Genomic DNA, 14,335 nt, shown 5'->3' with positions numbered 1-14,335 from the left:
GAGGCAGTCATGCTTCCAACTCCCCTGTTGAGATTTTCCGAACCCCAACAGGATAAGCCGAAAGGCTGGAAGCGTGACTGTCCCTCGATCATCACCTGCATCTCAGTGATCCGTTCTCTCCAGAGGCGACCTCTTTCATGTCACCTCCCCGAGTTTGATCACCGACATTCCCCTCTCGTAGGCACGGTGATTCCGCGAGTTGGGGTGCAATCGCAGGTAACCGGCGGATTGCGTCGTCCACATTGGAACACTCGACCTGCGAAGCCCCATCATGCGGCGACCGTGTGTCGACCGCGAAGACGACCCTGCTTCCGGAAAACGCTCACTTGGCGCGCGCGCAAATCAGACGCTCGGACCCCGCATCATTCGCTCTCCGGCACTGACTACAGTGCCGGCCGGACTGATCTTTGAAAAAAACGCTTGCAAAATGCCGTGCGATTAGACGACCCCATCGCTCACTCACCATTTCTTTAACAACGAGGCACTTCAGGAAGCAGCGGCGGTTTGCTTCGATTGCTAGGACCGAGGAGGCCCAGGCTTTCAACAGCATGTAGGTGTGAGCTCGATTGGGCCAAGTTCCAGCACCTTCTTATCCTACATTTGGCCGGCTTCTCAATAGCCCATTCCACGCGGGGGTCTGCAAAGAGATTGACGGTCCCAACTTCAAGCCCAGGAAGACGGCTAACCCATTCATCAAAGGATGCAGCCATCGTCTCCGCCGACGGGGCTCGTTCCTCGTAAACTCATGCACCACATCTACCAAAGAAACTCTCCTGTTCTCAGCGCTCGCGCAAAGTTGCAGCGTGTGAGTTTGAAATCAACCAGCGCAGGTACCGCGCTGGTGCCTGTAATCTTAGTGCCAACGAAAGGTTGCATCCGTTACCGAATGGCGGATTTTCTTTGGACAATCGCTTTTGCTGTGAAGTAGTTCTGGCCATTTGAAACCTCTGCGTTATGTCGCCTGAATGCCAACTAGCCTTCAGAATCGGACAGGGTTGAAAATGTCGAATCACTTGTTGATTGCCGGGACCGGCCGCGCTGGCACAAGTTTGCTGGTGAGACTGCTCGCTGAACTGGGACTTGGTACCCAAATATCCAAGTCGGGGGAGACTGGCTGGGTCGACGACGCCAACGCCGGATTAGAGGATTTTGTTCATCACGCGGGTGTTGATTTGCCCTATGTAGCCAAGTCACCTTGGCTCTACGAATTTGTAGATGAAGTACTGGATCGCGAGGATATAGCGATAGACGGTGTGATCATCCCCGTCCGAAACCTTGCAGAAGCTGCCAGCAGCAGAACAATTCTGGAGCTTCAAAACATTCATCGCAGCCATCAATGGATGACAGCCGAAAAGAAGACATGGGAGAATTGGGCGTTGACGCCAGGCGGCGTCCTATATTCCCTCAATCCACTGGATGAAGCGCGTTTGTTGGCCGTTGGCTTCCATCATCTAGTGGAACGGCTCGCCAATGCCGGCATACCGATGTATCTCTTAGCGTTCCCGCGCTTCACTCAGGATGCGGAGTATTTTTACACGACCCTTAAGGGGTGTCTTCCGCCTGGTGTCACTTTTGAAACTGTGAAGGCTGCGCATGCCAAGCTTGTTGACCCAGATAAAGTTCGGGTGACCGCGGAGATTGCTCAGCCAGTTGGTCGGGGCACCCTCAAAGCTCCGGAAAACTACCCGCCCTTGGAAGACCTTGATAATATAGCATTGCGCCGCGAACTGGTGAAGGTGAGAAGCGAACTGGTGAAGGTGGGAAGCGAACACCGCTCGACAGTGGCTGCCTACACGACAGCGGTAGACGATGCGGCCGCCCTTCGAAATCAGGTTCAAGCACTGGAGCAGGAGCTTCAGGCAAAGATCCAGGAAGTCGAAGTGCGGCGTGCTGAAGCCTTGGCACTCCAAAGGAGCACCTCATGGCGTACTACCGCGCCGTTGCGTGCACTCGCGGAGCTTGTTCGCAAAAGATAGTGGCGTCTGGCGAGTGGCCAAGACCGCTGAAATAGCAATGTCCAGCAGCAGGGCGAAAATTGCCGGTGACTATTCTAACGCGAAATGGGCACAAGCCTTTTGTTCTTTGGCTGACGGGTTTGTCAGGGGCGGGGAAATCGACCATAGCGAGCGCGCTTCACGAGAACCTGAACGGCGCCGGAATAGCATCCTATATTCTGGACGGCGATATCATCCGGCGCGGATTGAGTCGCGATCTCGGATATTCTGACGCCGATCGGGCGGAAAATATCAGACGGGTAGGAGAGGTGGCGAAGGTGCTGGTTGACGCCGGCCTCATAGTGATCGTCTCCATGATCTCGCCGTTCAGGGCCGAGCGTCACATGGTCAGGGAGATGTTCGAAAAGGGTCGGTTTATCGAGGTGTTCGTAGACACTCCATTTGACGAATGCGCGCAGCGGGACACGAAAGGCCTATATGCGAAGGCCAAGCGCGGCGAACTAAAGAATTTCACCGGCCTCGATTCGCCTTACGAGAGGCCGAACAGTCCTGAGGTAACGATCAAGACGGTTGGAGTCACGGTGGAAGAATCAGTCATTGAGGTCGAAAGGTTTATCCGGGATCGCCTCTGAGGTTGGTTCTGCAGATGGCTCAACCACGCGACCTCTCACGTAAACCGATACCTCCAGTTTGATACCCTTGGCGGCAGCCGCCGCCGAAACGTCGTGCAATGTCAGCCGTCTGTCAGGGTCTTGCGCACGCAGATCCCGAACAAGGCGTTCAAACACTTCGTCTCCCGTAACGTCCAAAGTCTCTATCCGGTAATTTTCACGGTGACCCCTTATGTGGCAACCGCGCTCCATTGCGCAACCTTTTGTAGTTTCCGTCCGCAATCCGTATCGCCACAACGAAACTCATCCGGTAATCCTCCGCCGGAATAAGGGGCTTCAAAAGTAGAATTTTCTCGGCAAGATGCTCGAGGAGATTTTGATGAAGAAGAGCCGATTTAGCGAAGCCCAGATCATGGCCCTGTTGCGCCAGGCGGAATGCCGGCGCCTGACCTGTGCTGGGAGCATGGGATTAATAGCCTCCGCCCCCATTGGCCTCCCCCCGAGCTACCTCTCTCAACGTTAACGCTACATTTTTAGACGAGCAATAAGATTGCATGGCGGTGGGTCACAATTGCGACGACAAGTCGGAGGGTAACCACATCCAACTGTCAAGCTAGGATCGGTCGGCGAGTTGACCGCCTTCAATGATGCTGGCCAAAGCCAACCCGGACTGATTGGCCCGTCTCAAATCGGAGTTTTAGGTGACGGGCCGCTCGGATAGCGGTGCACGTCACTATTAAGTCCAATTCTAATGTGCTAACCGCGAGGCTTGCAAACGAGAGACGGACCGGGAGACTGCAAATCAATGACCACAGGGACCTCGCAAAAGATCACTGCGTGGGAGGATATTTCGAAGTCTACCRCTAACTTTCAGTTGGCGGCGCTTCTTGGATGGCAGGACGTCGCGCAAAGGTATCGCCGTTCAAGAGTCGGGGCCTTTTGGCTCACGATCAACATGGGTGTGCTTATCGGCGCTTTGGGATTGGTCTTTGGAACGATCTTCAACTCACCAATGTCGGAGTTTTTACCGTTTATCTGTGTTGGCTTGATCTTGTGGGGCTACTATTCTCAGCTGATCAACGAAGGATGCGCCAGTTTCATGTCAAACAGCGACACGATGCTGCAGTTGCCGATACCATTCTTCACATATGTACTCAGAACGTGGTGGCGGAACTCAATAATATTAGCGCACAATTTGGTTATATTTCCACTAGTACTGTTGATTTTCGGAAAAGTCGTTAACATCAATGCAATTCTTGCCGTGCCCGGATTCTTTCTTGTGTCACTGAATTTCCTCTGGATGATGGTAATCTTGGCGGTCCTTTGCACGCGGTATCGGGACCTGACTCAAATCGTACAAAACATCATGCAGGTCGGCATGTATCTAACGCCAATCATGTGGGAGCCGAGTCGCTTACCCGGCGGGACTAGGTCTATGCTGATGCTTAATTTCAATCCCTTCTATCATCTGATCAGCGTCGTCAGGGATCCTTTGCTCGGTAGCACGGGAACATTAATCACTTGGTGTGTGGTTGTCGTTATGGCGATCGTTGGATGGGCGATCGCGCTTCTATTCCTAAACCGATATCGCTGCCGAATCACGTATTGGCTATGAATGTCCACTCCCGACACGATCCCGCGCAGGTAAACATGACCTCCATGCATCTTGAAGACGTCACAGTAGATTTCCCCATCTACAATGCAAAAAGCAGATCGTTGAAGAACCAGGTCTTCAGCTTGGCGACAGGTGGTACAATAGGCTCCAATCTGGAGGGCCACGTCATCATTCGTGGGCTTGAGAATGTCACCTTAAGTCTGAAAGAAGGGGATCGACTCGGGCTCGTTGGCCACAACGGCTCCGGCAAGACCACGCTTCTGCGTGTCATGAGTGGTGTCTATTACCCCACAGGGGGACATTTCCTGGTCAACGGCAAATGTACATCTTTGATTAACATTTCGTTGGGAATTGATCCTGAAGCTACAGGGCGGGAGAATATTGCGATTCGGGGCGCCCTTCTGGGGTTCAAGAAGCGCGATCTCGCGAAGCATAAGAAAGAAATTGAGGATTTTTCCGAACTTGGAGATTTCCTTGATATGCCGGTGCGCACATATTCTACCGGCATGCAGCTTCGTCTTGCCTTCTCAATATCAACTGTTATTCAGCCCGAAATCCTTATTATGGATGAGTGGCTGGCGACAGGGGATCAGGGTTTCCAGGAAAAGGCTAACGAACGTCTGCACGATCTAGTCAACAAGACGAAGATACTGATCATCGCGAGTCACTCGAAGGACTTACTTCTGAAAAATTGTACGCGGATCGTTTGGCTCGAGCATGGAAAGGTTCGTATGGATGGTGCTGCCGAGGCAGTAGCTAGTGCATACTTCGGTCATTGACGATAAGTAAGATAAGCTTTTGTCTTGCCAGTGAAAATCCCGCAGTCCCGCGGAACTTAACTTGGAAGGTCTCTGCGATTGAAAATCAATCCAACAAGTCTCCCCGGCGTAATGATCATTGAGGTTGACGCAATAGCCGACGAGAGGGGCCTGTTTGCCAGGACGTTTTGCGCTGACACCTTTAAGGGGAACGGGTTGATTGGCTATTTTCCTCAGTGCAACGTTTCTTGGAATCCTTACCGAGGTACATTGCGGGGAATGCACTACCAAGCTGAGCCATACCCGGAGGTCAAACTCGTCCGCTGCACAAGAGGCCGTGTATTGGATGTAGCTGTGGATCTTCGCCCCGGGTCACCGACCTATTTGAAATGGACTAGCGCTGTGCTTGATGCTAGTCGACGCAATGCCCTTTATATCCCTGCAGGCTGTGCCCACGGTTTCCAGACTCTCGTTGAAGATTGTGAGGTGTTCTATCACATGGGTGAGGCCTACAAGCCAGAGCTCGCCCGCGGCGTTCGCTGGGACGATCCCGCATTTAAGATCGATTGGCCTTTACCGCCGGAGCGCATGTCCGATCGGGACGCCAATTATCCGGACTACCGGCCGTGAAGCGTGTCCTCATCACGGGAGCCACGGGCTTTTTCGGACGGCATTGTCTGAAAGAGCTGCTCCGCCGCGGATATGAGGTTCATGCTTGCGCTCGCCATGTTCTCGATCAACCGGACGTAAAATGGCATAGTGTCGATCTCATGCAACCCGGGGCGGGCGCTGAACTGGTGCAGAGGATACGGCCAACACATTTGCTGCATCTCGCGTGGGACGTTGGCGCTGGTTTTTGGTCTGCGCCCGAGAATATCTCCTGGGTGTCTGCCACACTCTCGCTCTTGCGCGCGTTCCATCTCTGGGGCGGTGAACGTTTCGTTGCTGCCGGCACATGCGCTGAATATGACTGGACGACTTTGCCTGATTATGTCGCCGAGGACGCGCCACGCGAACCGGCGACCCTTTATGGGACGGCAAAAGATAGTGTCCGCCGTCTTATCGAGAGTTATTCCCGCGAGACTGGCATGTCTTTCGCTTGGGGTGTCTTATTCTTCTCTTTCGGGTCGCACGAAAGACCGGACCGATTGGTGTCTTCGATTATTCGCAATTTGCTTGCGGGGCGTGTCGCCGAAACTACTGCTGGAGCACAATTACGGGACTTCATGGATAGTCGCGACGTCGCCGCGGCCTTCGCGGCTCTTTTGGATTGCGCGGTTGAAGGCAGTGTGAATATCGCTTCCGGCGAAGCGAGAGCCTTGCGGGATGTAGTCGAACGCCTCGGAGGACTGACCCAACGTTCGGACCTGCTCAGACTGGGTGCTCTGAGTATGCGTCCCAATGAGCCGCAGCGTTTGGTCGCTAATGTGACGCGGCTGCGCCGAGAGGTCGGTTTCGTGCCGCGAATTTCCTTGGACCAAGGACTGCAGGATGCAATCAACTGGTGGCGGCAACAACATGAAGCGCAATCTAGCGATTGATGATTAGAATCCGCTCCAAGCATACGGGGTTTTAGAGGTTTAGACATAAATGCTGCTGCAACTATCAGAAATTACTCGCAAGATGGCGCGTTCGCTGCTGAAGAAGTGGAAGAATCGACGTGACTGCAAGATTTTGATAGCGAGTGACCTTTTCGATGAAGCTTGGTATGTGAAACACTATCCAGATGTGGGTGCAGCGGGGGTAGGACCTGCACTTCACTATGTGATGTATGGAGCGGATGAGGGGCGCAATCCCAGCTCCTTGTTCAACACCCAATGGTATCTAGCAAACTACCCAGATGTCCAAAACTCTGGGGCGAACCCACTTGTGCATTATATTAGATGCGGAGCAGCAGAGGGTCGAGATCCTAATCCCGTCTTCGACACCAAGTGGTATGCCATGAAGTATCCCGAGGTTTCGAACGGCATCAACCCGCTTGTGGATTACAAAATACACGGCGCGAATAGGGGGCGGAACCCCAACCTTCTATTTGACAGCAGTTGGTATGATCAGCAGTTTCCGGAAGCGGATGGTAAGAATTCTCTGTCTCACTATCTCCAAGTCGAAGAGGCACTTAGACCGGCAACCTTCGACTTGGATGTGCTAATGTCAGGCATAAAAGTCGCGGTCGTTGCCCATCTCTTCTATGAAGATCTCTGGGATGAGATCGTATCCTATATTGGCAATATACCGACCGCGTTCGACCTGTATGTAACGATACCCAAACGAAACGCTGCCTTGAGAAGCCAGGTTCTTCACAAATTCCCTGATGCAACAATTTTGGAGGTAGACAACGCCGGCCGTGACATCGGCCCTTTTCTTTCGGTCCTTCCTTTGCTGCTCAATAAAAACTATACGGCGATCTGTAAGGTTCATACAAAAAGGGGGCAGACAGAACCGACCACATGGCGGAGACTCATGCTTGAGGGCCTGTTAGGGAACGAGTTCTTGGTCACTCGGATCCTCTGTAGCTTTCAGGCCGACCCCGAGTTGCTTCTCGTAGGTGCTAAGGATCTGTATGTTTCCGGACCAACGCACATGATGGACAATCAGACAAAGATCGAAGAGTTTGTGCACCAACTTTATCCTGGTCGAACTCTCCCACCGGAATGGGGTTTCTTTGCGGGGACGATGTTCTGGATAAGTCCTCGCGCTTTGAAACGACACTTGCAGGTGTTTTTCGATGATCTGGCATTTGAGGTGGAGGATGGGGCGAACGATGGGCAGATTGCGCATGCGATTGAACGCCTTTTCGGACTTATCGTTACAATGGAGAACGGACATGTCGGTTTGACTGAATTCCGGGGGGGCGGACCCTGGGGCGCGAAAGTCAATATCGACGTTGCTCCCGGCAAGCCAGCACAGGAGAGCCTGACAGCTTTGTTGCGGACGCGAGCAGTGCAACAACATTCCGCCGTGCCTGTTGTTCCGCCACCACCGCTTCGGCGGTGGACTAGGCCGGTGGGGAACAAAAGCGGTATAAACCTAGTTGGCCCAGTTGGCTTCATCAACGGGGTAAGCATCAGCGCTCGAGGCTATGCTTCCACTATAATGAAAGCCGGGATAGCGTTGAATGTTATTCCCTGGAGCCAAGGGTTCGAACGGCTTCGTTCAACACCTACTCAATATCCTTCGATTGATGAGCAACTGATCAACCTGGTGCACCTCAATCTTGATCTGCTTGCTAGCGGGCGTTTTCTCGACAAAAGCCCGCTCGATGAACTCGTAGTGCCAAGTCGGTACAACATTGCTATCATCTATTGGGAGTTATCCTCGCTTTTGCCGGAATGGCATTCTGTTCTCCATCGTTTCGATGAAATCTGGTGCGCAAGCACGTTTATGGCCAAGTCCGTTGCAGCAGTGGCGAAGCGACCCGTTCGAGTAGTCCGTCCTGCTCTCGATAGGCAGAGCGTCACTCGAACGGGAACGCGCCGGGACTTCGGGCTTGCGGAGGATCGATTTGTGTTTTTCTACGCTGCGGACGCCGGGAGCATACTGGGGCGAAAGAATCCCAAGGCACTAATTGACGCATATATCGAAGAATTTGGACCCGACGATGGTGCTTGCTGCCTTGTGAAGATTCATTATTCGAATGCCGAACGCCCAGAAATTCGAGAAATACTCTCTATCGCCGAGCAACGCCGAGATGTCATATTCATGGACCGTCTGCTGCAAGACGCAGAGATGCATGACTTATTCCAGTTGATAGATTGTTATGTTTCACCGCATCGTTCGGAAGGACTTGGGCTGACAATATTAGAAGCGATGGCTGCCGGAAAGCCCGTCATTGCAACACCCTACGGGGGCGCTGCAGATTTTGTGACGTCTGAATCCGCATGGCCGTTGGATTACAGGCTCATAGAAGTCGGGGAAGGAAACGAGCCATATCCAGCCGAATACCTTTGGGCTGATCCGTCAAGAGATTCACTGCGTCAAGCCATGCGTGCGATGTTCGCTGACCGGAAACTGGCAACTGAGTTGGGACGAAAGGGGCGGACATTTGCGCATGATCTCTTTTCGGTTGAAACGACCACAGAGACAATTCGCCGGGAAGTGGATCGCATCTTGCAATCTGGTGACCAGTGAGGGGATTTAGCTGCATTCAGGACTGAAGACGGTCTAAATCGGCTTCGCGTCGACGATATCTATGAACTTGAAAGATATACTCATGAGGCGGCTTTTCCATCTTGCACGCAGATTTATAGCGGTTGCGCGGGCAACTGGTCTCCGAAGTGCAATTCATCAGGCCAAATGGATCATTTCTCAGCGTGTTTTCCGCCCTGGAAGGTCCCCTGATTCACAAACCAAATATCTGCGAACTTTGAGGTCGAGCGACGTCCGCATCAGCATTTTGGTTCCGGTGTACAACACACCACCCGGGATACTGGAAGAGGCGATCAATTCGGTGCTAGATCAAACTTATACCAACTGGGAACTGTGTCTGTGTGATGATTGTTCAGATTCATGTGAGACAGTCGAGGTTCTGGAAAAGTATCGTGGCATAGACCCGCGTGTTAAAATTATTAGGTCGCCGAAAAACCTTCACATCGCCGGCGCTACCAACCTCGCCGCTGAATTCGCAACGGGCCATTTTGTAGCTTTCCTCGACCACGACGACACACTGGATCGAAATGCACTTCGATTTGTCGCTCAGGCAATTGAAGACAATGCGGACGTCGATGTGCTGTACACCGATGAAGACAAGATAGAGACAAATGGTCGTTATAGCGATCCGTATCTGAAACCAGATTGGTCTCCGGAACACTTGCTTTCAGTTATGTATGTGCTTCATTTTACAGTAATCCGAAAGTCCCTTTTCTTGGAACTAGGCGGTCTGCGAGACGCGTACACTGGCGCTCAGGACTACGATCTGGCGCTGCGCGCCACCGCGCGGGCGAGACGTGTCGTACATATCCCGCAGGTACTTTACCATTGGCGAAAGATCCCAGGTTCGGCAGCTGCGGTTGTTGATGCAAAACCCGCCGCTTTGATCAATGCCAAGCGCGCCGTTACTGACTTCGTACGAAGCCAAGAACCAGCTGCCGAGGTTGTCGATGGTCTGTTTCCCGGTAGCTATCGTGTAAAATGGCCCGTCGACCCGTCACGGCCAGTGACGCTTTTGATGCTTACGGACAGTAGAATGCGGGAAGTTGAGGGGCGTGGAAACATCCTGCTTGTCGAACACTCAGTGAAGAGCATCCTGGAACGTTCAACGTTTAGGAATTTCCAGATAGTTGTTCTAGACAATGGCGGACTACCTGCAGACGCTCACAAGCGCCTTGTCGAGTCGGGAGTGACTGTCGCCCAATACGCTTTCCAAGGTAGATTCAATTTTCCTGACAAAATGAACCATGCCTTTAGTCTTGTAAGTACCGAAGACGTTATCTTACTCAATGACGATATAGAGGTGATTTCTCCCGACTGGATTGAGGCGCTTCTCTCATTCTCGCGGAGGTCCGATATAGGTGCGGTGGGAGCTCAACTCCTCTACCCGAACGATCGGTTGCAGCATGCTGGAGTTGTCATGGGGGTTAACGGTCTGACGACGCACATATTTCACAATCAGCCAGTGGCCAACGTCGGCTATTGTGGCTTTACGCACCTTATTCGGAACTATTCTGCCGTCACTGGAGCTGTACTCGCCACGCGTATGAGTCTCGTCAGAGACGTTGGAATGTTCGATCGAAATTTGAGGGTAGATTATAACGACATCGATTTTTGTTTGCGACTTAGGGCGGCAGGCTATCGCATCGTCTATACCCCATATGCCTCCCTCTATCATTTCGAGGGGTCCTCTATCGCGAGGAGGGAGGTTGATGAATCCGACAGGCTACATTTTCTGTCACAATGGCAAGCCGAGATTGAGGCGGACCCATACTACAATCCCCGGCTACCCAAGGATCGGATAGATTGTGCGGTCATGCGCTGGTGACATTGCAAGGGGGCACCCCTGCTATCACCAGCGCACTAGAACCACCCAGTAGCATATTGTCTTAAGGTCGGATCACGGCGAGCTGCGGAACAGCAGTTACGAACTGACCGCCCCAATTTGCGATCTGCTTTTGCTGCTGCTTGACCTCGGCAGCGATATTCCAAGGCAAAATTACAACGAAATCAGGCTTTAGTTCCGACAAAGCAGATGGTTTCATAATCGGCAAATGGCTACCCGGCATGAATTTGTCTTGCTTAGATGGGGCAGCATCACAGACGAACGCAACAAGATCACGTTTTACGCCTCCGTAGTTCAACAGCGTGTTACCTTTTGCCGCCGCACCGTACGCTGCTACGGTTTTGCCGGCACGTTTTTGCTCGATAAGGAAGGCGACAAAATCATCTTTTACCTTGTCTGCCTTGGACTGAAAGTTCTGGTAAGTGACAAGCATCCCGAGCCCCGCCGAGATCTCCAGTTCAAGGATCTCTTCAACACTAGCCCGAGTAGCACGCTCATCTTCTGCGTGGCACCCGTACACACGCAGGCTTCCGCCGTGCGTCGGCAGCTCTTCCACGTCCCATACACGTAGCCCGGCAGCTTCAAAAATACGCTGAACGGCCATCAGTGATAGATAGGAGAAATGCTCATGGTATACTGTGTCGAACTGGTTCTGCTCGATAAGACGCATTAGATGCGGAAACTCGAGCGTTATCGTTCCGTTCCTTTTCAGGGCGGTTTTCAGCCCCCGTGTGAAATCGTTGATATCGGGAACATGAGCGTAAACATTGTTGCCACAAATGAGGTCCGCGGTTTGACCTTGGCTGACGAGAGAGGCAGCTGTCTCTTCGCCAAAGAATTCACGCAAAACGGGAACTCCTAGCCTTTCTGCGGCATCTGATGTGCTCTGCGTCGGTTCGATGCCAAGACATGGAACGCCCCTTTCCACAAAGTTCTTCAGAAGATAGCCGTCATTTGAAGCGATCTCGATAACGAAGCTCTCATTAGTCAAACCAATACGCTCAGTAATCATCTCGGCATAGCGCGCTGCATGATCCAGCCAGCTTTTCGACGTTGATGAGAAATATGCATAGTCGCTAGAGAAAAGGTCCCCCGCCTCGGCATAATCTTCTGTCTGGACCAACCAGCATTCACTGCACACGAATAGCTTCAGCGGATAGGTAGTTTCCGGGGCACGCAATTGTGCTTCGGTCAAATATGCGTTCGATGGTGGCGCAAAACCCAAGTCTACGAACACGTGCTGGAGTTCAGTTGCGCAGTGACGACATTTCATACGGCTCTTCCTAAATACCCAAAGAATTCGAACTACAAACCGAGCGGATTCAGATCAGTTGCGCCCAAGCCAGATCTCGCTGTTTTGCCGTTATTGCATAGGCATCGAGCTGCTCTTCACTAATAACTCTGCCATCTTCCAGCCACGAGCGATACCATTGTGCGGTAATATCTGCCCCCTCATCGAAGGACCAAACAGGCTGCCATTTTAGCAGTTGACGGGATTTGCTGCTGTCGAGCTGCAGCAATTGCGCTTCGTGTGGATGCACGCCCGGGCTTAATTGCCATTTCACGTTCGGCAAGTTGCGCGAAAGAGCAGTCAATAGCGCTTCAACAGAACGGTTGCCCTCTCGGTCGGGCCCGAAATTCCAGGCATCTGCCGCCGAGCCATCTCGATCAACAAGCGCCTGACCGAGCGTGAGGTAACCTGATAGGCATTCCAAAACGTGTTGCCACGGTCGCGTTGATCGAGGTGACCTGATCTCAAGGGTCTGTTGTCCACCAACGGCACGTACAAGATCCGGTATGAGCCGGTCTTCTGACCAGTCACCTCCTCCAATTACGTTGCCTGCCCGCGCCGTTGCCAGCAACGCGCCTCCAGGCGAGTTAAAGAACGAACGTCTAAAGCTCGAAGTGACAATCTCGGTCCCTGCCTTCGATGCACTATACGGATCATGGCCACCAAGAGGATCGACTTCGCGGTAACCCCACACCCATTCCTTGTTTTCATAGCATTTGTCTGTTGTAACGACCACTATTGCCGAGAGATTGTGGAGTGACCGACAAGCATTCAGCAGATTGGCTGTACCCATGACATTCGTGGCGAACGTCTCCACCGGTTGAACATAGGATCTGCGAACAAGAGGCTGAGCGGCAAGGTGAAATACGACCTCCGGATTTGCTTGCGCCATTGCCACGCGAAGGGCGTTCTCATCGCGAATGTCGATGAAGTGCGATTCGTGATCAAGTTTTAATAACGCCCAATGATTGGGCTCCGCCTGCGGAGCCAACGCCACTCCGGTCACGTCTGCGCCAAGCTTCTGCAACCAAAGCGAGAGCCAACTGCCTTTGAAGCCAGTATGTCCAGTTACAAGGACCCTGCGTCCACGGTAGCGATTGTTGAACATGCCTTTATCTACCAGATCTTCCACGGGGCCTGTCCCGACGCCCATAGTTCTTCAAGATGGTTCTTGTCCCGTAATGTGTCCATCGGCTGCCAAAATCCATGATGAAACCATGCGTTGAGTTGCTTCTGCTCCGCCAAAGTCTCTAAAGGTTCGCGTTCCCATATGCTCATATCCCCGTCGATATAGTCGATCACCTTCGGGGAAAGAACGAAGAAACCGCCGTTGATCCACCCACCGTCGCCTTGGGGCTTTTCTTGGAAATGTTGAATTTTATGACCGTCCAAAGCGAGGGAGCCGAAACGCCCGGGGGGCTGCATCGCCGTGAGTGTTGCCAGGCGTCCTTGCTCTTTGTGAAAAGCCACGAGGGCTGTAATGTCGACATCACCTACGCCATCTCCGTAGGTGAGGCAGAAGTCCTCATTGCCAACATAGTCACGTACGCGCTTTAGCCTTCCGCCCGTCATGGTCGCTTCGCCGGTATCGACGAGGCTAACGCGCCACGGCTCGGCGGAATTCTGCAAGATCTCCATCTTGTTATTCTGCATGTCAAACGTGACATCCGACATATGAAGGAAATAATTGGCAAAATACTCTTTGATTACATACCCCTTATAGCCACAGCACACGATAAAATCATTAATGCCATGGTGGGAATAGATCTTCATGATGTGCCATAGGATTGGACGATTCCCGACTTCGATCATGGGCTTCGGGCGGGAACTCGTTTCTTCGCTAATGCGCGTTCCCAAACCGCCGGCCAAAATTACCGCTTTCATAAGGGCTCCTCAAACGATTTTGCAAGCGTTAGCCAATAGGCACGTTAGAAGCGTATAGGCAAGTCGGACCGGAGATACAACAAAAACAGCATGATCTGTGGGGGGAATCGCCACGTCGTTGTGCTTTAATAGAGGCTATTGGCCTCATCTTCGGCCCCACAGATCCCGATCAGTCGGGGATAAGAGAAGAGTTGTAATAGCGGTAGCTTGACAGGGCTGACCTTTTTGC

At 52.5% G+C, this 14,335-nt stretch carries 10 protein-coding genes and 1 pseudogene; 8 read left to right on the top strand and 3 right to left on the bottom strand.

The window, feature by feature from the left end; translation table 11 throughout:
* Positions 1 to 1,001 precede the first annotated feature (1,001 nt).
* The 8 genes and pseudogenes from AC1DE4_RS26835 to AC1DE4_RS26800 all read left to right on the top strand — a co-directional run bounded on the left by AC1DE4_RS26835 (position 1,002) and on the right by AC1DE4_RS26800 (position 10,913).
* A complete protein-coding gene (locus AC1DE4_RS26835; protein ID WP_477883893.1) occupies positions 1,002 to 1,976 on the top strand; it encodes a hypothetical protein in 975 nt (324 codons plus the stop codon).
* Positions 1,977 to 2,068: 92 nt separating this feature from the next.
* Positions 2,069 to 2,587 (top strand): annotated as a pseudogene (gene cysC, locus AC1DE4_RS26830) (adenylyl-sulfate kinase); the annotation flags it as partial.
* Positions 2,588 to 3,371: 784 nt separating this feature from the next.
* Positions 3,372 to 4,181 carry an ABC transporter permease gene (locus AC1DE4_RS26825; protein ID WP_477883891.1) on the top strand — a complete coding sequence of 270 codons (810 nt, stop codon included), beginning with the start codon at positions 3,372 to 3,374 and terminating at the stop codon, positions 4,179 to 4,181.
* A 35-nt stretch (positions 4,182 to 4,216) separates the two neighbouring features.
* Positions 4,217 to 4,960 (top strand): ABC transporter ATP-binding protein, encoded by a 744-nt coding sequence (locus tag AC1DE4_RS26820; RefSeq protein ID WP_477883889.1) that lies wholly within the window; start codon positions 4,217 to 4,219, stop codon positions 4,958 to 4,960.
* 78 nt (positions 4,961 to 5,038) lie between these two features.
* Positions 5,039 to 5,569: a dTDP-4-dehydrorhamnose 3,5-epimerase gene (gene rfbC, locus AC1DE4_RS26815; RefSeq protein ID WP_477883887.1), complete on the top strand. Its 531-nt coding sequence runs from the start codon at positions 5,039 to 5,041 to the stop codon at positions 5,567 to 5,569.
* Entirely contained in the window at positions 5,566 to 6,480 is a 915-nt protein-coding gene (locus AC1DE4_RS26810) for an NAD-dependent epimerase/dehydratase family protein (protein WP_477883885.1), read from the top strand. The genes rfbC and AC1DE4_RS26810 overlap by 4 nt, the downstream gene beginning before the upstream one ends.
* A 49-nt stretch (positions 6,481 to 6,529) precedes the next feature.
* Positions 6,530 to 9,067 (top strand): rhamnan synthesis F family protein, encoded by a 2,538-nt coding sequence (locus AC1DE4_RS26805; protein ID WP_477883883.1) that lies wholly within the window; start codon positions 6,530 to 6,532, stop codon positions 9,065 to 9,067.
* 82 nt (positions 9,068 to 9,149) lie between these two features.
* Positions 9,150 to 10,913: a glycosyltransferase family 2 protein gene (locus AC1DE4_RS26800; protein ID WP_477883881.1), complete on the top strand. Its 1,764-nt coding sequence runs from the start codon at positions 9,150 to 9,152 to the stop codon at positions 10,911 to 10,913.
* Between the two features lie 61 nt (positions 10,914 to 10,974).
* Here the strand turns inward: AC1DE4_RS26800 and AC1DE4_RS26795 are convergent, their stop codons facing one another.
* The 3 genes from AC1DE4_RS26795 to rfbF are packed head-to-tail and all read right to left on the bottom strand — an operon-like array spanning position 10,975 to position 14,106.
* Entirely contained in the window at positions 10,975 to 12,204 is a 1,230-nt protein-coding gene (locus AC1DE4_RS26795) for a class I SAM-dependent methyltransferase (RefSeq protein ID WP_477883879.1), read from the bottom strand.
* Positions 12,205 to 12,253: 49 nt separating this feature from the next.
* Positions 12,254 to 13,375 carry a CDP-glucose 4,6-dehydratase gene (gene rfbG / locus AC1DE4_RS26790; protein ID WP_477883877.1) on the bottom strand — a complete coding sequence of 374 codons (1,122 nt, stop codon included), beginning with the start codon at positions 13,373 to 13,375 and terminating at the stop codon, positions 12,254 to 12,256.
* Positions 13,339 to 14,106 carry a glucose-1-phosphate cytidylyltransferase gene (rfbF, locus tag AC1DE4_RS26785; protein ID WP_477883875.1) on the bottom strand — a complete coding sequence of 256 codons (768 nt, stop codon included), beginning with the start codon at positions 14,104 to 14,106 and terminating at the stop codon, positions 13,339 to 13,341. The genes rfbG and rfbF overlap by 37 nt, the downstream gene beginning before the upstream one ends.
* Between the last annotated feature and the right edge of the window lie 229 nt (positions 14,107 to 14,335).

This window comes from Rhizobium sp. 10N414, from assembly GCF_056394785.1.
The sequence above is the reverse complement of the archived record's forward strand: the minus strand, read 5'-3'. Positions and strand labels throughout refer to the sequence as shown.